16 protein-coding genes are annotated in these 23151 nt (G+C 49.2%); all 16 read left to right on the top strand.

All coding sequences use genetic code 11. The features are described 5' to 3' along the window. Positions 1-59 precede the first annotated feature (59 nt). The 16 genes from nhaD to C7446_RS07185 all read left to right on the top strand — a co-directional run bounded on the left by nhaD (position 60) and on the right by C7446_RS07185 (position 23151). Entirely contained in the window at positions 60-1535 is a 1476-nt protein-coding gene (gene nhaD, locus C7446_RS07260) for a sodium:proton antiporter NhaD (protein WP_211327891.1), read from the top strand. 496 nt (positions 1536-2031) lie between these two features. Next, complete coding sequence (locus C7446_RS07255) at positions 2032-2766, top strand: hypothetical protein (protein ID WP_121172436.1); 735 nt, start codon at positions 2032-2034, stop codon at positions 2764-2766. A 616-nt stretch (positions 2767-3382) separates the two neighbouring features. Next, positions 3383-4645, top strand: coding sequence for a serine hydroxymethyltransferase (glyA, locus tag C7446_RS07250; RefSeq protein ID WP_121172435.1), 1263 nt, complete (start codon positions 3383-3385; stop codon positions 4643-4645). A gap of 436 nt (positions 4646-5081) precedes the next feature. Further along, a complete protein-coding gene (locus tag C7446_RS07245; protein ID WP_170150021.1) occupies positions 5082-6191 on the top strand; it encodes a glycosyltransferase family 4 protein in 1110 nt (369 codons plus the stop codon). Between the two features lie 966 nt (positions 6192-7157). Continuing rightward, positions 7158-7442 carry an LbetaH domain-containing protein gene (locus tag C7446_RS07240; protein WP_147408739.1) on the top strand — a complete coding sequence of 95 codons (285 nt, stop codon included), beginning with the start codon at positions 7158-7160 and terminating at the stop codon, positions 7440-7442. Positions 7443-7468: 26 nt separating this feature from the next. Further along, on the top strand, positions 7469-8413 hold the full coding sequence (locus C7446_RS07235; RefSeq protein ID WP_245977750.1) for a KpsF/GutQ family sugar-phosphate isomerase: 945 nt from the start codon (positions 7469-7471) through the stop codon (positions 8411-8413). A 13-nt stretch (positions 8414-8426) separates the two neighbouring features. After that, positions 8427-9488, top strand: a complete 1062-nt coding sequence (locus C7446_RS07230; RefSeq protein ID WP_121172432.1) for a capsular polysaccharide export protein, LipB/KpsS family — start codon at positions 8427-8429, stop codon at positions 9486-9488. Further along, on the top strand, positions 9488-13102 hold the full coding sequence (locus C7446_RS07225) for an HAD-IA family hydrolase (protein WP_121172694.1): 3615 nt from the start codon (positions 9488-9490) through the stop codon (positions 13100-13102). Before C7446_RS07230 ends, C7446_RS07225 begins: the two co-directional genes overlap by 1 nt. Before the next feature lie 33 nt (positions 13103-13135). Further along, on the top strand, positions 13136-14047 hold the full coding sequence (locus tag C7446_RS07220; protein ID WP_121172431.1) for a polysaccharide pyruvyl transferase family protein: 912 nt from the start codon (positions 13136-13138) through the stop codon (positions 14045-14047). Position 14048: 1 nt separating this feature from the next. Continuing rightward, positions 14049-14891, top strand: coding sequence for a 3-deoxy-8-phosphooctulonate synthase (gene kdsA, locus C7446_RS07215; protein WP_121172430.1), 843 nt, complete (start codon positions 14049-14051; stop codon positions 14889-14891). 14 nt (positions 14892-14905) lie between these two features. After that, on the top strand, positions 14906-16186 hold the full coding sequence (gene kdsB, locus C7446_RS07210) for a 3-deoxy-manno-octulosonate cytidylyltransferase (protein WP_121172429.1): 1281 nt from the start codon (positions 14906-14908) through the stop codon (positions 16184-16186). Beyond that, positions 16183-18105, top strand: a complete 1923-nt coding sequence (locus C7446_RS07205) for a capsular polysaccharide export protein, LipB/KpsS family (protein WP_121172428.1) — start codon at positions 16183-16185, stop codon at positions 18103-18105. The genes kdsB and C7446_RS07205 overlap by 4 nt, the downstream gene beginning before the upstream one ends. A gap of 4 nt (positions 18106-18109) precedes the next feature. Continuing rightward, positions 18110-18928 (top strand): hypothetical protein, encoded by an 819-nt coding sequence (locus C7446_RS07200; RefSeq protein ID WP_121172427.1) that lies wholly within the window; start codon positions 18110-18112, stop codon positions 18926-18928. Then, positions 18925-20190, top strand: a complete 1266-nt coding sequence (locus tag C7446_RS07195; RefSeq protein ID WP_121172426.1) for a capsular polysaccharide export protein, LipB/KpsS family — start codon at positions 18925-18927, stop codon at positions 20188-20190. Before C7446_RS07200 ends, C7446_RS07195 begins: the two co-directional genes overlap by 4 nt. Further along, positions 20187-21578 (top strand): undecaprenyl-phosphate glucose phosphotransferase, encoded by a 1392-nt coding sequence (locus C7446_RS07190; RefSeq protein ID WP_121172425.1) that lies wholly within the window; start codon positions 20187-20189, stop codon positions 21576-21578. Before C7446_RS07195 ends, C7446_RS07190 begins: the two co-directional genes overlap by 4 nt. Positions 21579-21663: 85 nt before the next feature. Next, the gene (locus C7446_RS07185; protein ID WP_121172424.1) at positions 21664-23151 is read left to right on the top strand and encodes a mannose-1-phosphate guanylyltransferase/mannose-6-phosphate isomerase; all 1488 of its coding nucleotides are present in this window, start codon (positions 21664-21666) and stop codon (positions 23149-23151) included.

The raw sequence follows: 23151 nt of genomic DNA, 5'->3' as shown, positions 1-23151 counted from the left end.
TAAGACTGGGTTCAGTTATTCAGTCAGGAAAGGACGTCCACTCTCCGACGAGCAAACCGATGAGACGAACGATACAGACCGTGATGGTGCTGCTGCTGGCAGCGCTGATGCCTTCCATGGCGCTGGCGGCCAGCGCCGGACCGATGGATCTGACCGCCCGCTGGGAAGGGATACTGGCCCTGGTGCTGTTCGTGATCGCCTATATACTGGTGGCGACCGAGGAGTTCACCGACCTGAGCAAGTCCAAGCCGATCGTGTTCACGGCGGGGCTCATCTGGGCGCTGGTGGCGCTTACCTATACCCTGCACGGCGGTGAGCAGGCGGCCGTGGAGGAGGCGCTGGTCGATGGTCTGGCAGAGTTCACCGAGCTCTTCCTGTTCCTGCTGGTGGCGATGACCTACGTCAATACCATGACCGACCGTCACGTCTTTCAGGCCCTGCGCAACTGGCTGACCAGCCGCGAATACAGCTATCGCAAGCTGTTCTGGATCACCGGCGCACTGGCGTTCTTTCTCTCGCCGTTTCTCGACAACCTCACCACCGCGCTGGTGCTCTCGGCCGTGGTGCTGGCAGTGGGGCGTGACAGCCCGCGCTTCGTGGCGATCTCCTGCGTCAACATCGTGGTGGCGGCCAACGCCGGCGGGGCCTTCAGCCCGTTCGGCGATATCACCACGCTGATGGTATGGCAGGCCGGTCAGCTCGGCTTCGCCCGCTTCTTCGAGCTCTTCCCGGCGGCGCTGGTCGACGTGATCGTGCCGGCGCTGTGCATGCACTTCTTCCTGCCTGCCGGCAAGCCCGAGGCGACCGGCGAGTCGATGGCGATGCGCCGCGGCGCGCTGGGGGTGATCGCGCTGTTCATCGCCACCGTGATCACCGCCGTGCTGGTCCACCAGGTGCTGCACCTGCCGCCCTTCCTCGGCATGATGCTGGGACTCGGCTATCTCAAGTTCTACATGTACTACCTGATGAAGACCAACGAGCGCTGGGAGTCGCAGGTCGAGCAGTGGAAGCAGACCGATGAACATACCCCGGTCAAGATCGAGGAGCGCGCCGGGCGCATCGAGGATCGCGAGCGCTTCAACATCTTCGGCCACATTGCCGATGCCGAGTGGGATACGCTGCTGTTCTTCTACGGCGTGATCCTGTGTGTCAGCGGGCTCGGCTTCATCGGCTATCTGAGCGTGACCTCGAACTTCCTCTACGGCATGCTCGGTCCGACCATTGCCAACTCGCTGATCGGCGCGCTCTCCGCCATCGTGGACAACATCCCGATCATGGCCGCCGTGCTGCACATGGAGCCCGACATGGACAAGGCGCAGTGGTTGCTGATCACCCTGACCGCCGGGGTAGGGGGCAGTCTGCTCTCGGTCGGCTCGGCCGCCGGCGTGGCGCTGATGGGACAGGCCAAGGGCAAGTACACCTTCGTCTCGCACCTCAAGTGGACCCCCGCCATCGCGCTGGGCTATGTGCTCGCGATCATGACCCACCTGTTGATCACCGGCGAACTCGGCAGCCTGTTCAGCGTAGGGGGGTGAGTTTGGCAGCCGTGCTGGCTGCCACACGCCACAACGGTGCAGAAACCGAATGGTTTTGCAGGAGCGACTTCAGTCGCGATGGCCTGAAGCCGCCCTGCAGCCCCGCTGGCTGCCACACTCCACAGCGGTGTAGAAACCGAATGGTTCTGCAGGAGCGACTTCAGTCGCGATGCCTGAAGCCGCCCCTGCAGCCACGCTGGCTGCCACACTCCACAGCGGTGCAGCAAACCGGATGGTTCTGTAGGAGCGACTTCAGTCGCGATGCAGACCGAAACGCCACTCTCCACGCCTTCGATCACTGCCTTCTTCACCCTGAAACGCCTGCCATTCTTTCCCGCACTGTGCCGAACTGACTCGCAGCCGCCCCGATATCCGGATCGGCACACACTGATATGTCAGTTTGATGACAATAAAGGGAAGCTTATGTGAATCAATGGCTCCCCATGAATCTGCAGGGAGTATTCGTCTATACAACCAAGAACCAAAAGGGGCCGTCATGACTTCCGGGGAAAGCGTGCGTGCGTTTCTCTATCTACTGCTGCTGACGGATGCAGGCTTTATCGCGCTGCATGTCTTTTATACGGCAGGGTTCTTTCCCGACTCGCTGTTCTCGGTCAGTAACCCCGGCGAGCGCAAGGCGCTGTTCTCGATGCTGGCGATTGACCGTGATCGTAGTTACGCGGAGCTGTTCGGCTATATCCAGATGGCCTGGACCGTCCTGCTGCTGGGCTGGCTGGCACTGAAACACTCCTGGAAACTGTACGCAGGATGGGTGCTGCTGTTTGCCTACTTCCTGCTCGATGACTCGATGAGCCTGCATGAGCATCTCGGCAACACGCTGGTACAGTCGCTGGCCCTGTCTGAAACTGCCGGGCTGCGTGCCCAGGACCTGGGCGAGATACTCTCCGTGCTGCTGATCGCCGGTGTCATATTCCCGCTGATCGGGCTGGGCTACTGGCTCGAGGATCGAAGCAACCGGGGAGGCGTGCATCGCCTGATGATGGCGGTAGTGGTGCTGGTCGCGTGCGGGGTAGGGGTGGACATGCTGCATGAAGCCCTGCCGGGCGATCTGATCTGGGTGCTGCTCGAGGATGGCGGTGAGCTGGTAGCGATGAGCCTGGCGCTCTATGTCGCGCTTTCCCTGCGCTTTGCGCTGGAACGCAACGCGGCGCCCGCCGGCGAACATATCGGCGCAGCGGGGCAGATGATCGGTCAGCGTGTGACTGCCTGAGCCTTACGGTATCGGCGGACCTGCCGAACGCCGAGGTGGTTTTTGCAGGAGCGACTCAGTCGCGATGCCTGAGGTTGCCCCTGCAGCCATGCTGGCTGCCACACTCCACAGCGCTGCAGAAACCGAATGGTTTCGTAGGAGCGACTTCAGTCGCGATGGCGCTGCTGAGGTATGAATGTTTCTTCGCGGCTGAAGCCGCTCCTACAGTGGCGCTGGCTGCCACACCCCACAGCGGTGCAGAAACCGAATGGTTTTTTGTAGGAGCGACTTCAGTCGCGATGGTCTGAAGCCGCCCTGCAGCCACGCTGGCTGCCACACTTCACAGCGGTGCAGCAAACCGGATGGTTTTTGTAGGAGCGACTTCAGTCGCGATGGTCTGAGGCCGCCCTTCAGCCATGCTGGCCACACCCCACAGCGGTGCAGAAACCGAATGGTTTTGTAGGAGCGACTTCAGTCGCGATGGACGCCCGCCCCCCTTGAGCGCTTTTGAATAACCCGATGACGCATGCGCATGTGAAACCCCGCAGGGCCTTGTGTATGATGGCGCTCAATTCCGCCGCGCGAGCCAATTCGCGCAATACCGTGCCGACTCTCCCCCTGTTGCCGAGGTTAGCCCATGTTCACCCGTGACATGACCATTGCCGGTTTCGATGACACGCTCTGGCAGGCCATCGAGGAAGAAAACGCCCGCCAGGAGGCTCACATCGAGCTGATCGCCTCCGAGAACTACACCAGCCCGCGTGTCATTCAGGCGCAGGGCTCGCAGCTGACCAACAAGTACGCCGAGGGCTACCCGGACAAGCGCTACTACGGCGGCTGCCAGTACGTCGACAAGGTCGAGAAGCTGGCGATCGATCGCGCCTGTGAACTGTTCGGCTGCGACTATGCCAACGTGCAGCCGCACTCCGGCTCGCAGGCCAACAGCTCGGTCTTCCAGGCGCTGGTCTCCCCCGGTGACACCATTCTCGGCATGAGCCTCGATGCCGGCGGCCATCTGACCCACGGTGCCAAACCCAGCTTCTCCGGGAAGCACTACAATGCCGTGCAGTACGGCCTCAACGATGCCGGGCTGATCGACTATGACGAAGTGGCCCAACTGGCGCGCGAACATCAGCCGAAGATGATCATTGCCGGCTTCTCGGCCTATTCACAGATCATCGACTGGGCACGCTTTCGCAGCATTGCTGATGAGGTGGGCGCCTGGTTCGTGGTGGACATGGCCCACATCGCCGGGTTGATTGCCGCCGGGGTCTACCCCAGCCCGCTTCAGCACGCGCATGTGGTGACCACCACCACCCACAAGACACTGCGCGGCCCGCGCGGCGGCCTGATCCTCTCCAATCACGGCGATGAGAGCCTCTACAAGAAGCTCAACTCGGCGGTGTTCCCGGGGCAGCAGGGCGGCCCGCTGATGCACGTGATTGCCGGCAAGGCCGTCTGCTTCAAGGAGGCGCTGGCCCCCGCCTTCCGCGAGTATCAGCAGCAGGTGGTCGACAACGCCAAGGCCATGGCAGGCGTGTTCATCGAACGCGGCTACGACGTTGTCTCCGGCGGCACCGAGGATCACCTCTTTCTGCTTTCGCTGGTCAAGCAGGGCCTGACCGGCAAGGACGCCGATGCCGCACTGGGCCGGGCGCACATCACCGTCAACAAGAACGCGGTACCGGGCGACCCGCAGAGCCCGTTCGTGACCTCCGGGCTGCGCATCGGCACGCCGGCCGTGACCACGCGCGGTTTCAGCGAAGCCGAGTGCCGGGATCTTGCCGGCTGGATCTGCGACATCCTCGATGCCATGCAGCAGGGCGACAGCAGCGCGGCCGAGCGGCAGGTACAGGAGCAGGTCGAGGCGATCTGCAAGCGGCTGCCGGTCTATTCCTGAGCGCGCCGCCGCACGCCAGCCTCAGGGAGCGTTCGGCCGCGAACGCGCCTTCATGAAAGCCGCACCCCGTGCGGCTTTTTCAGTTCGAGGGCGTGGGGCGGGGTAGAGGGGCGAGCAGCACAAGGCTCATCAGGGTGCGGCTCGAAATCGGGCAGGTTGTAACGAATGTAGGCAGTGTTCAGCAGTGAGAGGGCTCGGCGGGCACGAAAGCACTTTCGTTCGAATAACCGGCTGGTAAAAACTGCCTTCGGCAGGTGTCTCATGCAATCCTCATGATACAGTATGACGAACCAATCAGCCTCAGGCCCAGGCCGGTAAACACCCAATGAGCAACGACCCATCATTGCCGCCCAGAATGGCTCACCTTGTCAGCCTGAAAAACCTCGGGGGTGTTGAGCGCTATTTTCTTCGGTTTGTCTCCGAATACAAACGCGCCATGTCGCTGGATGTATTGCTGCAGACCGAGCAGGTACACCCGTTTCTGCGCGAGGCGCTCACCTCAAAGGGGCATCCCATCCACAGCATAAAAGGGCCTTCATCCTTCAAGCTGCCCGAGCTGTTCGGGGTACGGGCGCGATATCAGAAGAAGCTGATCGAGCGCGTGGACCCGCAGGCCATTCTTGTCTGGAACAAGCTGGCCGGCAACCCGCTTGCGATGCTGGATGATCACCCGGTCTTTCATTACGAGCACGGCACCGCCTGGACGGCGACCCGAACACGCGAGGTGGATGACTATCTGCAGCTCCTCTCCGGGGTTGTGGCGGTCTCCCACGCGGCCTATCGGATGCTTCAGCTGCGCTGCGGGCTGGCGGAGAGCGTGCCGGCCCTGACCCTTCACAATGCCATTGAAGTGCCAGAGTGCCATGCCGAGCACCCTGAAGGCCGCTTTCGCCTGGGGTTTGCCGGGCGGCTGAAAGGGCTGAAGGCACCGATGGTCGCGCTTGAAACCTTTCGGGCCGTACACAATGAGCTGCCCGAGGCCGAGCTGTGGATTGCAGGGGAGGGGCCGCTTGAGCCCGTGCTGCGCGACTGGGTCAATCGGTGGCAGCTGCAGGACAACGTGCGGTTCTGCGGGCTGGTCAATGACATGTCGGCGTTTTACACCGGGCTCGACGCTTTCATCTGCCCCTCGTGGCGCGAACCCTTCGGGCTGGTGGCCCAGGAAGCAATCGCCTATGGCGTACCGGCCATCGTCAGCAATGTGGATGGCCTGCCCGAAGCGTTACAGGATGCCGGGAATGGCGCCATCCTCGAACCGACCCGCCCGAGAAGCGCGCTCGCCAGATACGGTGAGCTCTGCGTACAGGGGCCGGATGAAGTGTTCTCACCCAGCGACAATGACCTTGTGACTGCGCGGGTGCTTGATCCCGAAGAGGCTGCCCGAAAGCTGATCGAATGGGCCCACGACCCCGAGCAGCGCCGCAGGATCGGTCGGCACGCCAGAGAGCAGCTCGAACGGGAGCAGAACCTCACGCGCTATGGCGATCAGCTGATGGATTTTATAAAGTCTGCCTCAGCTATAGGATCGGATTTGGGCAAGTTGTAAGCGGTGGGCGGTTTGTTCCTGAACACGCTTGATAAGCTATTCCTACCGGCATAGCTTTTTTGTAGAGTGGTGAAATAAAGCTATCGATAGATAGTTATTGATGGTTTTGGTAAATATTTATAGGCGGAAATGTATCGCTATTCATTAATAGTTCTTACCAGAGGGCTACCACTGTCGTATTGGTCAACAGTAACAGTAGCCCGTTAGCACAGCATTTGCGTAGAATTGCATGCCTGCCAACGGTCGCCTTTACACTGTGCTCGGCATAATGAAATGGCGCCTAATAGATTGCTCAGGGTTCTGGAAATTGCCCGGTTTTAATTCCCGGGCGGTAGCATACTTGTGTGATAATGTTAAAAATGAAAAATTCAGCCCCCACGAAATAGTAGAGCTGCTGGAAAGCAGGAGCATGCCTGGGCATAAGTACCTGCTGTAAGTGATAGTCTATTTTTATCCCTTTTTCTTATTAGGGAACATCTGTAATATGTGGCTTTCACGCTTGTAAATGTTGTGCCTAAAAGATTGATAATAAGGGCAAAATCGAAAAGTGAATTTAATAATATGGAGATGACTTCAATGAACGTAAGGATGGTCAAAATTAACAGGAACGATTGATATGCCAAATGCAAGATCAATTTGCATAAAAAATCGGGAGGTATATGCAAAGGAGAAATACAAGAAAAGGGGCAGCTGGAAAAGAGCTGGGGTAAAATATTTAATTATGGAATAATTATTTTGGTATTGAAGTGTTGTAAGAACACAAGGCAAAGTAGAGCTGATGTTTGAAAACAATAAATTAATTATTGGTGATAATGTCCATTTAAAGAATGTCAAAATAAACTTCAAGGGTAGCGACTGCCAGCTTATGATTGGTGATAACGTAAGGTTATCTGGTCATGTATTAATAACTGGTAAGGGAAAAAAGTTGTTACAGGAGAAAATACAACTACTGCTGGTATCTATATCTTGGCTAGAGAAAAAGATGTAACCATTGGCAGTGATTGTATGTTTTCCAGAGAAATTGAAATAAGATCAACTGATGTAAACAAAATTTACGAATGGGATAATGATAATCGTTTAAACCTTCCTGCCGATGTGGTTATTGGAGACAAGGTTTGGATTGGCGCAAGAGTTTTTGTTTCCGAAGGGGTATTTATCCCAGCCGAATGCGTTATAGGAGCTTGTTCTTTTGTAAATAAAAGCTTCACGGAAAAACTGTATCATCGCCGGAAACCCTGCCAATTTTGTTAAACAAGATATTAGATGGGAGCGTTGAAGTGACTATCGACACCCGGTATGGTTTTATCGCCAGATATGCTTTGCAAGCCCAGGCTCGTGCTATCAATCAGTTGGCTGAAAGAGTTGATGAGAATTTTGAAAAAGCTGTCGATATGATTCTGACATGCAAGGGTAGAGTCATTGTGTCAGGCATGGGCAAATCCGGTATTATCGGCAAAAAAATGGCCGCCACTTTTGCTTCAACAGGCACACCCAGTTTTTTCATGCACCCGGCCGAGGCTTTTCATGGTGATTTGGGCATTATTACCGGGTTTGATGTCGTCATTTTGCTTTCCTATAGCGGTGAAACCGAAGAAGTGATAAGACTGATTCCCAGTCTGCAATCCTTTGGCAATCAGATTATTACGATAGCAGGCAATGAGCATTCCACTCTGGCCAAAAATTCGGATGTTTTTCTGAACGTTGAAGTTGAAAGGGAGGTTTGTCCCAACAATCTTGCGCCAACTACCTCAACACTAGCCACCATGGCCATGGGGGATGCGCTGGCAGTGGCCCTCATACAGGCGAAAGGCTTTCAACCGATGGATTTTGCTCGCTTTCATCCCGGTGGTAGTTTGGGCAGAAAATTGCTGACCCGAGTGAAAGATGTGATGCATAAAGAAGTGCCAACAGTAGATGTGACCGCTTCTTTACGTGAGTGCCTAATGGCTATGACCATTGGTCGTATCGGACTTGTCGTTGTAATGCAGGAGAATGAATTGCAGGGCATCATCACCGACGGTGATATCAGGCGTGGCCTTATGAATGAAGAGGGGCTGGTTACGAAATGCGCCAAAGACCTGATGAGTACTACACCCTATTGCATCGATGAAACAAGACTGGTTGCAGATGCCGAGGAAATCATGCGTGAAAGGAAGATAAAAGCGCTACTTGTAAAAGATAAGATTGATAATTTAGCAGGAGTCGTGGAAATTTTTAATTAGGATAAGTATTGATATGCTTAAGAAAAAATTGCTTCGTTTTTCCAAGGAGTTGAAATTTGTTTTTGAGGCAAGAAAAAAAAAGGTGTGGGCCGTCAATGTGGCTGCATGGAAAAGGCCCCACTTTGAAAAATTTATTGAAGAAGCCCACGTGGCATATGTGCCTCTTTCCGTTAGCGAGCAAGCTTTACATCGGCTCGCCAAGTGGTCAAAAGTCAAAAAAATATATATCTGGGGAAAGCTTGAGACACAGGTGTTTAAAGACTTTTTAGCGGCAGAGCCTGGTATTAAAGTAGTTCGAGTCGAAGACGGGTTCATTCGCTCTGTCGGGCTGGGTGCCCAACACGTGCCTCCGTACTCGCTTTGTTTCGATAAGACAGGGATCTATTTTGATGCCACACAGCCTTCAGACTTGGAAAACCTGTTAAATAATTACGACTTTGACAGCGATCCCGAATTATTGAAGCGTGCAGAAAAATGTATTCAAACAATCGTTGAAAATGACATAACAAAATACAATGAGGCCATTACGAACTTGGCTGCAACCCTGTACGGGCCAAAGCTTGGCAAGCGAGTGCTGGTCATTGGCCAGGTCGAAGATGATCAGTCCATTCAGTTTGGTTGTGACAGGCCTTTTACCAATAATGATCTTGTGCGGCTAGCTTCTAAAGAAAATCCTGAGGCACAGATTATATATAAAATACATCCGGACGTGTTGGTAGGGAAGCGAGAAGGACTTTCAAATCCAGATGATGTAATGGGAATATGTAATATTATATCTGAAAGAATGTCTCTCAATGATGCATTAACTGGGGTAGATCGGGTTTATACTATTAGCTCTTTAGCAGGTTTTGAAAGCTTGCTAAGAGGAGTGGCGGTGACAACTGTAGGCTGTCCCTTCTATGCTGGATGGGGAATTACAAATGATAAGCAAAAAAGCCCTAGGAGAAATAGGAATTTAACTATAATAAATGTGTTCTCAGCCTCATATATACTGTACCCGAGATACATGAGGGAAGGGCAAAAAGTTAGGATCGAAGAAATTGTTAATGAAGTCAAATTAAAGAGCACATCATAATGCCGGAAGTTAATATTAAGAAAGCAGTTTTTATCACTAATCTATCCGTAGATATGGGGATTCCTTCATTTAGAGCGGGAGCTTATGAAAAGTTTTTAATGCCTTTGTCAGAAAATATCAAAAAAGCTTACGGTGTTGAGTGTAAAGATAGTGCTTTTATTATTAGTGAACATGCTTTTAAAGCATTGGGTAAAGAAGCCAAAGAGAGATTGGTAAAATTCAACAGAGTAGAATTGGTTGATATCCATGAAGAAGGCAATTCTTTTTTAAAAAGCGATTATTTTTTAGTGGGAGATTATAATAAAAAAGACGTATATTTCGACCAAGCTAAAAATCTTATTTTGAATATGCTTGGTGATTGGTGTCCAGACATCATATTCAGTTGGGAATACCCTGTAAATTTCTTAAGAAAAATTTATCCTGAAGCTTTAGTCGTTGATTTAATGCCGGGGCCTTTTATGCGCCCGCCTTTTCCAAGGACTTTGTCAGTAGATATTAATGGCCTGTATAAAGATTCTTCTTTTAATAAAAATGCTTGCTTTCCAAGTGATTGCTTAGTAAGGGAAGAAAAGTTATCAGAGTTTTACGAGTTAAGGAGTTGGTATAAAAATTATTTCGAGAGCAGGAATGTAAAAGAGATCATACTTTCACAACTTACAGGAGCAGAGAATTTTGAAGAATTTTGGCTAGTACCTCTTCAAATATCTAGCTACTTTGGGTTTTATGAAAATTGTAGTTATAAAAACCAATTTGAATTTCTTGTAGATGTATTAAGCAATGCCCCTGACCATGTTGGTGTAATAGTTACTCAATACGTTAGCGGATTTGTTTCAGAAAGAGCGGTTAATGACAAAAATATAGATTTCTTGAGAGAAAGATTTCCAAATTTCTTATACAGTTCTGCTTTTGAAAAGCTCGATAATATATCGCAGTATATTGCGCCGTGGGCTGATGCTACCGTAAGCATATCCAGTACAATTGGTTTGCAAGCAAAGTTTTTTGGGAAAGCGTTAATATCACCCTCCCGATCTCATCTTTCAAGTCTAGGGAGCGATAACTTCCTATCGAGAAATGAGATTTCCGACCGCGAATTCGCATCTTCTTTTTTCTATAATTTCGTATTAGAAGATCACTTCCTTAATAATAGTTACTTTTTGAAAGAGTATATTGATGGCCTTTTTCGAGGAAGGAAAGGTTCTACCTTTTTTGAGATCAATAGCATTTTATTTCCTTATATAGAGCTTTCTTCTTTTAATGCTTCAGATAAAAAATTAAAAGCGTTAGATAGCTCTAAGTACAATCTTGAGCTGGAAAATTTCAAAAAAATCGAAGAGATATTCTCAGATAAAGAGGCAATTTCTTTTGATGTTTTTGATACGCTGGTAAGACGTACAGTCTTTCGGCCAGAAGATGTATTCTTCTTGATGCAAAAACATATAAAAGAGAATACAGAAAGATTTGGATTTTTACCTAGACAAGTAATCGAAAGATTCGCCGTCCTTCGACATGGATTTGAAAGACAGCTCAGGGAAAAGCAAGATATTGCTCTCACCCAAAATCCTGATTTGCCAGAAGAGATAAGGATAGAAGATGTATACAAGCTTTTTTTAAATGAGTTAGGGCTTGAATCAAGTTATTCTGAGACTTTGGTACAGTTAGAGCAAGATATCGAGCTCCAGACTTTAAAGCCACGAAAAATCGGCAATGCTTTGTTCAAGAAAGCTTGCGAAAAAAATAAAAAGATAATTATTACCTCTGATTTTATACACTCGTATGAGTTTGTTAAAAAAGTTTTAATTACAAACGGCTATCGTTTTGATGAGCTCTATGTATCTTCAAGAGAAGGACATAAAAAACATTCCGGATCTCTTTTTGAAAAAATTATAGAAAACGCAGGTATTGCAAAGGGCAGTATTGTCCATGTAGGTGATAACCTAGTAGGTGATTATGAAAAAGCTAATCAATCTGGTTTGCAAGCCATTAATTTACCCTCGTCTAGAGAAAGGTTTTATAAAGAAATAAAAAAACGTCCATTTGATAAAAAGGTCATTGATAACAGTTTTGTGCTGAGAACAAGTGCAGGGCTTTACTGTGAAAGATTTTTTAGTCCTGATTTTATGTATAAAGATAAAGAATATAAGTTTGCTACTGACGAGTTAATGAATTCTCCATATAAATTTGGGTATTTAGCGCTTGGACCTGTTGTGCTGGAGTTTTCTAAATGGATTTTAAATAAATCAAAAGAAATGGGAGTAAAGCAGGTACTGTTTTTTTCTCGGGATTGCTATATGGCATATAAAGTAGCATCTTTATTAGTTGAGCAAAAAAATGAGTACCAAGATATTGATTTGAAGTATGTTCGTGTTTCTCGTCAAGCTTTAACAGCTTTGAATATCGATAATCCGATCGATTGTTTTGATATAAGAATTGATGATTATTCTAGGGCTAATTCATTAGCATCGCTGCTGACAAATAGATTCAAAATCGACCTAGAAGAAATTGAAGGTTTTTTGTTAGAGAAGTGGAATATAAAAGACACAAGTGTTTTAGTAAAAGATGTTAATTATGCTGCTATCTACGGCTTAGTATACGACTATCTTGTTAAGAATTGGAATTCTTGGGATAATGGGAATTCCAAGAATAAAGAATCGCTCAAAAAATATTTGGAAAGTCTTGATATTGATGCAAGTTTAAATACTTCTGCAGTAGACTTTGGATACAAAGGTTCAACTCATAAAGCGTTAAGATTTTTCTTTGAGGAAAAATTTATACCTTTGTTTTTCATGTCTTATATCAATGAGAATGCGGACGATCCGATAGAGAATGCACATTGCTTTCTTTTTAAAAATTTAAATTCGAAACAAAAAGAATTTAGCTTCTTGCTTTCACACAACTTGTTCGTTGAAACCTTGTTTAATGAACCGGTTGGTAGTTTGATTAGTTATGACCCAAGCGGGCTGAGTTTGGAAAGTGGAATAACTTTAAGTCATGAGAATGGCATAAAACAAGTGCACGAAGGCGCTACTATGTTTGCGGATGATTGGATAAGCGATATTGAACCTTTATACCCAAACCCAAGTTTTGAGATAAACTCTTCAATCTATTTTCTAGAGAAAGTTTTGTGCTCGCCGAGTTTGGCTGAAGCAAAAAATTTCATAGGTCTTAAGTTCGATAATACTTATGCCGGTGCTGACTCAAAATACATCGTAACTAATAATGGTGTTAATGATCTCTGGAAAGAAGGTAAAGAAGTAATTCAAAGGAGCAAAAATAAAAAGCAGGGGGGAAGCATAAACGATAGCGTTAAAAAACCGAATCAAAGTTGGCGCATATTAAATAATCATCTAAATATAAATGGCGTTAATTTTCCAAAAAGAGTATACGTTGCAAGGGCTTTGCACAGTTCCAGTTCCTTACAAGCATTTTCACAAATAGCCTTTCCCGGGAGGGATGTAAATATTTCAAGAGTAGACAATTCAAATATAAATAAGTTTGGGAAGTATTATGCTTTTTATGAGTTAGCAAAAAGAAATGGTGGTATCATGAGAAGCGAATTAAACATACTTGATAAGTTTTCTTTGTTTTTTAAGCGTTTTTCTCTTAAACTGAAATAAACAAAGATTTAACTATCCCCTAAAAGGTGTTTTATGCTGATAAAAGCGATTCTGGTTAATGATACTCGAGCAGAGATGCATGTTGGCTGCATTTCTGTCATTAACAATATCACAGACTTGCTTGCCTCTTGGGGGATAGAAATAATTTATTATCACCCGGTAACCAAAAGATGGGATGAGTCAGATGATTTTTTATCTGCTTTTAATGAAGCGGATGTGGTAATATTAAACGCTGAAGGCTCAATACACAGTTCTAATGGTAGGGCGATAGTGTTATCTGAGCTAGGTTCTTTTTGCAAAGAGAATAACAAAAAATCTGTGATTTTGAATGGAACTTATTACAATAATAATGATCTTGTATATAAAAATATATCATGTTTTGATTTAGTGTATTCAAGAGATATGTACTCTTTGAATAATTTAACAAAAAAAGGTGTTGATGCCAAGTTTTCACCGGACATGACCTTTTATAAAAATTTGGGTGCAATCGGTAAGGAGAGAAACCAAACAAGTTTTTTTACAACAGATTCTGTTTTTTCCGATATTAGTAGTAAATTGGAAAATTTTTGTTCTGATAAAAACGTTAATTGGTTTCCTATGACAAATTCAGGCTTAAGTTTAGAATCTTATATTTCTACTCTTGCTGACGCAAGTGTAGTTATAACAGGAAGGTTTCATGCTGTTTGTTTTTGTCTTAATATAGGTGTACCGTTTGCCTTTTTAGAATCTAATACGCCAAAAATATCTTTTTTGATGAAGGATGTCTTTGGCGATAAATATCTCAAAAAAAGAGTCTTGAATGAGGTGGATGTTATAGGGATAGCTATTGATGCGCTGCCAGCTTTTGATAAGCATGAGAATGAGTGCATTATCAGCTATAAGAAAAGAGCCTTTTTCCAATTTAGAGAATTGGGGAAAAATATACATGATTTATCTGTGAGTTGATATGATTTTAAACAAAGCTGTTTCAGTTGATAATTGGGAAAAATTTGTTCTATTTGGCGGTGTGAACGTCATAGAGAATCGCGATTTTGTCATGTCTGCTTGTGAGGAATACTGCGAAGTAACGCAGAGGCTCAATATCCCTTATATTTTTAAGGCATCTTTTGACAAGGCCAATCGTTCTTCAGTGCATTCCTTTCGTGGGCCAGGTTTGGAAGAAGGATTGCGTATACTACAAGAGGTCAAAGAGCAGTTTGATGTGCCGGTCATTTCCGATGTTCATGAGATCGCGCAGGTCAAACCCGCAGCAGAAGTGCTGGATGTACTGCAGCTACCTGCCTTTCTCGCCCGCCAAACTGATCTGGTTATGGCTCTAGCCGCCACTGGCAAACCGATCAATGTTAAAAAACCGCAGTTTGTCAGCCCAGGGCAAATGAAAAACGTTATCGATAAGTTTCGGGAGGGTGGCAACGATCAGGTGATTATCTGCGAGCGCGGTGCTAATTTCGGCTATGACAATCTTGTCGTGGATATGCTGGGCTTTGATGTCATGAAAGAAGCGACCAACAATACGCCCATCATTTTTGATGTTACGCACTCACTGCAGTGTCGAGATCCGTTTGGCGCTGCTTCCGGCGGTCGCCGTAAGCAGGTCCTGTCACTGGCAAAAGCGGGTATGGCTACCGGGCTGGCTGGGCTTTTCCTGGAAGCACACCCTGATCCAGACAACGCCATGTGTGATGGCCCGAGTGCACTGCCGCTTTCAAAGCTGGAACCTTTCCTGGCGCAGATCAAGGCGCTGGATGATCTGGTAAAATCCTTCCCGGAAGTTGATACCTCAGCCTAATAGAGCATGTGTCAATGAGTGCAGATGTCAAGATCGTCATCCCGGCGCGTTTTGGATCCAGCCGTTTACCGGGCAAGCCCCTGCTGGATATTGCAGGTAAGCCTATGATCCAGCATGTCTATGAGCGCGCCTTGAGCATACGAGGAGCATCCGGGGTGGTTGTGGCAACGGACGATGAGCGGGTCATGGCGGCCGTCGAAGCTTTCGGTGGCAAGGCTGCCATGACCTCATCTGATCATGAGTCCGGCACGGATCGAATCGTTGAGGTATCACGCCACTGGCCGGCCGATATCTTCGTCAACGTGCAAGGGGATGAACCCTTGTTTCATATCGAGGATGTGTCAAGGCTCATTGACGCCATTGTGGCTGATGAAAGTATTGATGTGGCCACGCTGTATCACGCCATTGATGCCACCGAGGCTGGTAACCCCAATTCGGTCAAGGTTGCCACCAATGCTCTGGGGGACGCGCTGTATTTCAGCCGTTCCCCCATTCCGTATGATCGTGATGGAGAAAATATCGCGACATATAAAAAGCACATTGGCATCTACGCTTATCGAAAGCGCGTGCTTGAACACTACAGCGATCTTTCACAGCCGATGCTGGAGCGCAGTGAAAAGCTTGAACAGCTGCGCCTGTTGCATGAGGGCTATCGTATTCGGGCAATCGAGGCGATTGAAGCTCCGGCCGGTGTCGACACGCCGGAATGTTTGGAAAGGGTACGTGCCATTTTCAGAGGGGAGAAGCCTGTAGCCGGGCCCTCCCTTGCCAACATTCGTCTGGTGATTACCGATGTTGATGGGGTACTAACCACTGGCCAGCTGGCCTATGGCGAAAACGGCGAGGCGCTAAAAATGTTCAATGCGCGCGATGGCCTGGGGACCAGTATCCTTCAAAACTGTGGCGTACAGGTCGCTGGTCTGTCTGGCAGAGATTCCAAAGTGCTGCGCAAGCGGCTGGATGATCTGCATATCACGCTTTTCCAGCTGGGCAAAAAGGAAAAGCGTCAGGCATGTCAGGTGTTGATTGAGGCAGCTGGCGTCTCCCCCGAAGAAACTCTTTTTATCGGCGATGACACGCTGGATCTGCCTGCCTTTGAAGAGTGCGCACTGTCAGCCTGTCCGGCAGATGCCGCGGATTACATCAGGAAGGCTTCGAGTATTGTGTTGACCTGCAAGGGAGGTGAGGGTGCTTTCCGTGAGCTTGCGGACATAATTCTCAAGGCACAGGGTAACGAAGACGCCGTTGCTACGGCCCGTGGCTATGAACAGCTGGCAGGCAACAAGGCACAATGACGGTTGCGATTAGTCCCGCATTGAGCCGTATTCAGGGTATTACCGGCTTTTTTGAGAATGACACGGTTGTCTCTACCCAGGCTATCGGCACCGTTCAGGCGGTATTTTTTTCGGTCGAAGAGCAGGGGAGTCGAGCCTATCGAAAGGTCATGGCGCAATGGCCGGAACAATGCTGGTTTTTGAAGGAGGGGCCTTTTGCGCCCTATCAAACGCTTTCTCAAAAGCATGAAACGCCCCTTTCTTTTTTTAAAGTGAAAGCCGGTATTGATGACAGCGACTGGTGCGAGCCCTCCAGTGATCAACATCAGCGCATCGAGCGCTTCATTGAACAGTGGCGTGCCAGCCGGGTGTCATGGCGCAATGGGCATCCCCGGTGTCAGCAAAAGCTACCCGAGCGTTTTATTCTTGGTTGGCTGGATCACGATGATGTATCCGCCGGTAAAGCTCAGGGCAGGGAAGCTCTGCATCAGCTGATGGAAAGCATTGCTGAACATGGTGATGATGAGGTCGATGTGGTGGTCAGCTGTAACGCCATCATGGAAACACGCTGCATTGAGCAGGAAGTGGCTCCATTGCGTCAGCGGCGCCGTGTCATCATCATCAATACGCCCTGTCACGTACATGATCTTCTGATAGCGGCTGAGCAGACCCACGTGGTGAATTCATGGGTCGGCCTTGATGCCCGCATGCGCTTACTTCAGGTACACGTTGCCGGTCGTCCGCCTTACCATGATCAGCCATCGCTGACGGTTCTGCTGCACACGCTGCTTTTTGAGCGCACATTATTAAGACACCCCGAGCATGATTGCCCGACCACGCCTGAAGCACTGCTTGAGTGGCTTGCCCTGCAGCGGTGTCATCTGGATCGTTTTCCCGCAACGCTTTATGCGCTGGGCTTTTCCCGATGGAAACTCCCTGTACTCAAGGACTATTTTCAGGGCAGTCAGATTCATCGGATCACGGATATCGATACTGTCCCGGATGACGCTTGTCTGGTGGTCTGGGGAAGCCGGGCACTTGATGACTATCCGGGCGCTGAGAAACTGCATCAAAAGAACAGCTATCAGATTGTCAGGCTGGAAGATGCCTTCATCAGATCGGTGGGCCTTGGGGCCCATCTGATCAGGCCCATATCGTGGGTGCTGGATGAAAAGGGGCTTTACTACGATGCGAGAACGCCTTCGGCGCTTGAGAATATTCTTCAGCATCATGTTTTCAGTGAATCCGATATCCGCAGAGCGGCGCAGCTGCGTCAGCGTCTGATTGAAACCAATATTACCAAGTACAATGTGGGCTCCCGTGTATGGCGTGCCCCCGACCGTGTGTCCCCCATTATTCTGGTGCCGGGTCAGGTTGAGTCGGATGCTTCCATACGTTTTGGGGCGCAGACGATCAGCCGTAATATGGATCTACTGAAAAGCGTCAGAGCTGCCCATCCGCAGGGTTATATTCTCTATAAGCCTCATCCCGACGTACTGGCCCAGTTAAGAGCGCAGGGCATGGACGAAGAAGCGGCCATTCATCATTGTGATGAACTGGTGACCGACGCACCGATGGCAGAGCTGCTTGATGTGGTAGATGAGGTGCACGTCATGACATCGCTGGCAGGGTTTGAAGGCCTGTTAAGAGGTAAAAAAGTCGTTACCTACGGACAACCCTTTTACGCCTCCTGGGGGCTAACAATTGATCACGCCCCACTGCCAAGACGTGAGCGCAGGCTTTCGCTGGATGAGCTGGTGGCCGGCACACTGCTTCATTACCCCACCTATGTAAGCCTTGGGACAGGGTTTTACATGACCGCAGAGGATGGACTGGAGCAACTGCTGGATTGGAAAAAAAATGGCACCTATAACCCGAGTACTCTTCAAAGGATAATGGTCAAAGCCAGAAGGAAAATACTGGATTACTTAAAACGGTAGCCGCATGCAACTGATCAAACGGTACTCTTCAAGCCTGTCGGTATACTTTGTGTTTATGACAAGGCTTTTTTGGACAGTAAAAAAATGTACGTCCATGGCAGTGATATTTAACCTGCTCTCCGAGATTTTAAAAATTCTGTCCTTTATAATCCCCATTAAAATTATTTTATTGCTTTCTGCCAGCAGTATTCCGGACAAGCTGACGGCATATATGGTGGTGGGTACATTGAACGAATGGATATTGTTTCTGGCAGGAATGACCGTCGTGACGTATCTCTTATCAGTTGGTTGTGCTTTTATTTTTCGAAAGAATACAAAGTATGGAGCCGATGCCATAAAAAGTATGAGGCAGGAAAAAGAAAAAAAATGGAATGTCAAGAAAAGCCGAGAGATAACAAATTTGTATAAGACGTCCTGTGAATCTCTGGCTGATTTTGCCCTCCTGTTTTTATGCCTGACAGCTTTGGCTTTTTTTAATCAAAAAGTGGCTTTTGTTTTTTTGGCTGCGGTGGTGACATTCTTCCTGATTCTGTGTTTCTTTGAGTCTTTGGATCGGGTCAAGCATGCTGAAATTCTTCAGAAAAAGTACCCTATTATCATCCATGTCATGTTCTCGATGTCCTTTTTCATTGTATTCATTTTTATGATTTTTGATTATATGTATTTTTCGCCAATAGATGCACTTTCTGCAATTATCAGTCTTGTGCTAGGGCGACGGTTAACAATGGCATCTGAAAAGTTTTTTAAAAGAATTATACGTTTAATGTTGATGAAAGAGCGTGTGGGCAGAGTGCTGATGCTGGATGAGGTTGTTAAAGTATGAGTATACTCGTTTTTGACCCGGCATATAGTCGTTATATGATCAAGCTAGGTAAGCGACTCGCCAAATTAAAAAAGACATCATGTGAAGCCGTGCTGTCTTCAAATGCATACAGAGTTTATTGTTATGATCTGAAGTGTCATGTTTACTATTCGCGTATTCAATGGAAGGGGGAGCCAAAAACAGATAATTTAACATCTAGTGATATTGTCTGGGGTAAAGATGTGGTGAGTAAATATCGAGCCAGCTATTTCGGCTGGCTTAAGGCTGTGTTCAAAGGCCAACACCCCGAATTGTGCATCTTTCATAACGAAAAATTTTTACTGTGCACTTTGGCGATTGAGCTTTGTGAGGAATATCAGATTCCTTATGTGGTTTTAGAGAGAGGGGCTTTTAGACCATTTACTACTACTTGCGATCTTCAAGGTACTAATGCCAACGCTAGGTTTCGTCAAATTGAGCACGATCCAAAAATACAGATTGAACCTCTGAAAAAGCAATATCGCTTAGATTTCAAAAGATCAGCTGAGAAGGCAATTTATACCCGCTTCGGCTTTTTTCTGTTGATTATTACTTTTGAGAATTTTTTATTTCCTGGCAAGCGCTATCTCCAACACAAAAAATTTTCCATACTTGAATACGCAAGAGTTTCCTTGGGGTTTTTGAATAAAAAAGTTTTTCCATCTTTTTCAAGTAAGAGTTCCGAAGAAAAAAAATTGCCTAAAAAATACGTTTTTGTACCGTTACAAAGACCCGGGGATACACAGCTGACGTTTTCTAATGATTTTCCCGGAATGCAAGAATTTATCGACCTGGTCGTCGAGAGCGTTCGCAAGGTAATGCCTGAAGTTGATATTGTTTTCAAACAACACCCTTATGATATAGATGCTTATGACTTTCACGGGTGTATTGAACTGCATCACAAGAGCTCCCTGAGTTTGATAAAAAACTCTTCTGTGGTGCTGAATTACAATTCGACGGTTGGCTTTGAGTCTCTCGTCGAAAATATTCCTGTTGTGTGTTTGGGTGAAAGTTTTTACACTAAAGGCGAGTATGTGTATAAGCCATTTTCAATGACAGTAGATGCTGTTTCTTCTGCTATAAATAAAGCTATGCTTTACGGCAGTAAGGTAAGCGGTGATAGTGTTATGGCTAATGTACTGGTTCACTATCAAGTTTCTGGCTCCATGTATAGATACGATTCTTTAGATATTGATATGTGTGCTGCTAAAATACTTAATATTTGCGGTAACCCATCGAGATGAAAAGAGATACTGTTAATAACATATCCGGGTTTGATGGGTATGCAAATGCTTTTGCTCGTATGACGGATCTGCTTTGCATTCTGTTGGCCGGTTTTCTTGCTTACATTGTGCGTTTTGGGTCTGTTCATGATATGACTGAGCGATACCAGTGGATGATGCTTTCTGGTGCCTTGCTGGGTAGTATTATTTTTTCATCTAATGGTATTTATCGCTCATGGCGCGGTTCGGTTCGAGTAATGCTGGTGACTTTGTTTGCCCGTGCTTACCTGATGTTGGTAGCTGTTATTGCTGCCTACCTGTTTTTTACTCAGACTGGTGAGGATTTTTCCAGGTTGTGGCTGGGATATTGGTTGGCATTTTCTTTTTTATTTTGCGTGGGGTCCAGGACAATTGCCTATCCTTTTCTTAATAAAATAAGAAAACATGGAGCCAATCGTAAAAAGGTCATGCTGGTTGGTCACGCTGAATCCTGTTTACCAGCAGTTGCTCGGTTGAAAAAAGTCGGCTCAGTTGGTTTGGATGTTGTTGCTGTTCGTGTTCTTGATGAAAAGCAAAGCAATTATTTCAAGAAAATAGATTGTGATATTTTTGATCCGGAACGCGATAGTATGGCAGCTGTCGACGAAGTATGGGTTTGCTTGCCATTGAGTCATGGAAAACAAATAGAAGATGTTCTGAATGCTTTTAAAACCTCTTTTGCTAATATCAGGTACATGCCGGATCTGCGCGAGTTCCTGCTGATCAATCATGATGTTTCCACTGTCGCTGGCATGTATCTGCTGGACATGTCATGCAGCCCGATGAGTGGGACGGCCAGACTGATCAAGGAAATCGAGGACAAGGCTTTAACCCTGTTACTGCTATTGCCTGCGCTGCCTGTCATGTTGCTGTTGGCTCTGCTGATCAAGCTGACCTCGAAAGGGCCGGTTCTTTACAAACAGCAGCGGATGGGATGGAACGGTCACGCCTTTAATATGCTCAAATTCCGGACCATGCCACCGGATGCCGAGAAGGCCGGAGTGATCTGGGGCAGTGCTGCCACCAAGCGCATGACACCGATCGGGCGCTTTCTGCGTGCCACAAGCCTTGATGAGCTGCCTCAGCTGATTAACGTTCTCAGGGGTGATATGTCGCTGGTGGGGCCGCGCCCCGAGCGGGTACAGTTCGTCGAGCGCTTCAAGCACGAGATTCCGGGGTACATGCAAAAGCACATGGTCAAGGCCGGCATGACCGGCTGGGCGCAGGTGCATGGCTGGCGTGGAGATACCTCGCTCTCCAAGCGGATCGAGATGGATCTCTGGTATATCGAGAACTGGTCCTTCTGGCTCGACATGAAAATCTTCTTTCTGACCTTCTGGAAGGGATTCGTGCACCGTAATGCCTGCTAGCTGCACATGAACCATTGCTGTTTGTCCTGTTCGTTCAGCCTTGTAAGCTGATGTCACTCCATCTTCGAGTTCAGGGAGAGAACGCATGGCCCCCCTTCAGGCACCGCATGATGCTGCTGATGTTTCTCCCCCGCTGACCCCCGTCATCCTCTCCGGCGGCGCCGGTACCCGCCTCTGGCCGCTGTCGCGCCAGTCGTATCCCAAGCAGTTCCTGCCGCTGCTCGATCCTCACCTTTCGCTGCTGCAGCAGACCCTGTCGCGCCTTGAGGGCGTGCCCGGCATCGGGGCGCCACTGATGATCTGTAACGAGGCGCACCGCTTTCTGGTCGCCGAGCAGCTGCGCGATCAGGGCATCACGCCCGGCGCCATCGTGCTCGAGCCTGCTGCGCGCAATACCGCCCCGGCGCTGGCCCTGGCGGCACTGAGCGCGCTGGAGGGGGAAGAAGAGGCCATGCTGCTGATCATGCCGGCCGATCATCAGCTGGAGGATACGGCGGCCTTTCGGGTCGCCGTCGAAGAGGGCAGGGCGCTGGCCGGGCAGGGCCGGCTGGTCACCTTCGGGGTGGTGCCCACGCGCGCGCATACCGGCTATGGCTATATCCGCGCCGGCGAGGCGGCGGGTTCGGGGTATCGGGTCGAGACCTTTACCGAAAAGCCCGATCAGGCCACGGCCGAGCAGTATCTGGCCGCCGGAGACTACTACTGGAACAGCGGCATGTTCCTGATGCGGGCGCGTACCCTGATCGAGGAGCTTGCTCGCCATGCCCCGGAGGTGCTGGCCGCCGCCGAGTCCGCCTGGGCCGAGCGCCGGGCGGATCTGGACTTTACCCGGGTGGCGTGCCCGGCCTTCGAGGCGGCGCCGAACATCTCCATTGATTATGCCGTGATGGAGCGGACCAATCGGGCGGTGATGGTGGCGCTGGAGGCCGGCTGGAGCGATATCGGCGCCTGGGATGCGGTCTTCGAGGCGCAGGCCGGGCAGCAGGATGAGGCCGGTAACGTCGTCCAGGGCGATGTGCTGCTGCACGAGACCCGCAACAGCTTCATCGCCAGCCATTCGCGGTTGGTGGCCACCCTGGGGCTTTCCGACATCATCGCGGTTGAAACCGAGGATGCCGTGCTGCTGGCGAATCGGCATCGCATGCAGGAGCTCGGCGCACTGGTCGAGCGGCTCGGGTCCCAGGGGCGCAGTGAGCTGCGCGCTCACCGCCGGGTCTATCGCCCCTGGGGGTACTACCGCACCATGGTGTGCGAGCCGGGCTTTCAGGTGAAGGAGATCATGGTGCATCCCGGCGCGGCGCTGTCGCTGCAGATGCATCATCACCGGGCCGAGCACTGGGTGGTGGTGCAGGGCACCGCGCAGATTACCCAGGGCGAGCAGCGCGGTGATACGCAGCATCTGGAAACCCGGCTGATCACCGAGGATGAATCGACCTATATTCCGCTGGCGACGGTGCACCGGCTGGAGAACCCGGGGCGCATTCCGCTGCGGCTGATCGAGGTTCAGACCGGCCGCCACCTGGATGAAGCGGATATCGTGCGCTTCGAGGATCGCTATCAGCGCCAGGGGTAA

Source organism: Kushneria sinocarnis (genome assembly GCF_003633775.1).
GTDB lineage: Bacteria > Pseudomonadota > Gammaproteobacteria > Pseudomonadales > Halomonadaceae > Kushneria > Kushneria sinocarnis.
This window is presented reverse-complemented; position numbering and strand designations above follow the sequence as displayed.

What these genes read in the sequence shown, in the direction of transcription:
- C7446_RS07220 (WP_121172431.1), top strand. Translation starts at nt 13,136, where the DNA reads ATGCTGATAAAAGCGATTCTGGTTAATGATACTCGAGCAGAGATGCAT.
- C7446_RS07185 (WP_121172424.1), top strand. Translation starts at nt 21,664, where the DNA reads ATGGCCCCCCTTCAGGCACCGCATGATGCTGCTGATGTTTCTCCCCCG.
- C7446_RS07190 (WP_121172425.1), top strand. Translation starts at nt 20,187, where the DNA reads ATGAAAAGAGATACTGTTAATAACATATCCGGGTTTGATGGGTATGCA.
- C7446_RS07200 (WP_121172427.1), top strand. Translation starts at nt 18,110, where the DNA reads ATGCAACTGATCAAACGGTACTCTTCAAGCCTGTCGGTATACTTTGTG.
- C7446_RS07225 (WP_121172694.1), top strand. Translation starts at nt 9,488, where the DNA reads ATGCCGGAAGTTAATATTAAGAAAGCAGTTTTTATCACTAATCTATCC.
- kdsA (WP_121172430.1), top strand. Translation starts at nt 14,049, where the DNA reads ATGATTTTAAACAAAGCTGTTTCAGTTGATAATTGGGAAAAATTTGTT.
- C7446_RS07205 (WP_121172428.1), top strand. Translation starts at nt 16,183, where the DNA reads ATGACGGTTGCGATTAGTCCCGCATTGAGCCGTATTCAGGGTATTACC.
- kdsB (WP_121172429.1), top strand. Translation starts at nt 14,906, where the DNA reads ATGAGTGCAGATGTCAAGATCGTCATCCCGGCGCGTTTTGGATCCAGC.
- C7446_RS07230 (WP_121172432.1), top strand. Translation starts at nt 8,427, where the DNA reads ATGCTTAAGAAAAAATTGCTTCGTTTTTCCAAGGAGTTGAAATTTGTT.
- C7446_RS07245 (WP_170150021.1), top strand. Translation starts at nt 5,082, where the DNA reads ATGTCGCTGGATGTATTGCTGCAGACCGAGCAGGTACACCCGTTTCTG.
- C7446_RS07195 (WP_121172426.1), top strand. Translation starts at nt 18,925, where the DNA reads ATGAGTATACTCGTTTTTGACCCGGCATATAGTCGTTATATGATCAAG.
- glyA (WP_121172435.1), top strand. Translation starts at nt 3,383, where the DNA reads ATGTTCACCCGTGACATGACCATTGCCGGTTTCGATGACACGCTCTGG.
- nhaD (WP_211327891.1), top strand. Translation starts at nt 60, where the DNA reads ATGAGACGAACGATACAGACCGTGATGGTGCTGCTGCTGGCAGCGCTG.
- C7446_RS07255 (WP_121172436.1), top strand. Translation starts at nt 2,032, where the DNA reads ATGACTTCCGGGGAAAGCGTGCGTGCGTTTCTCTATCTACTGCTGCTG.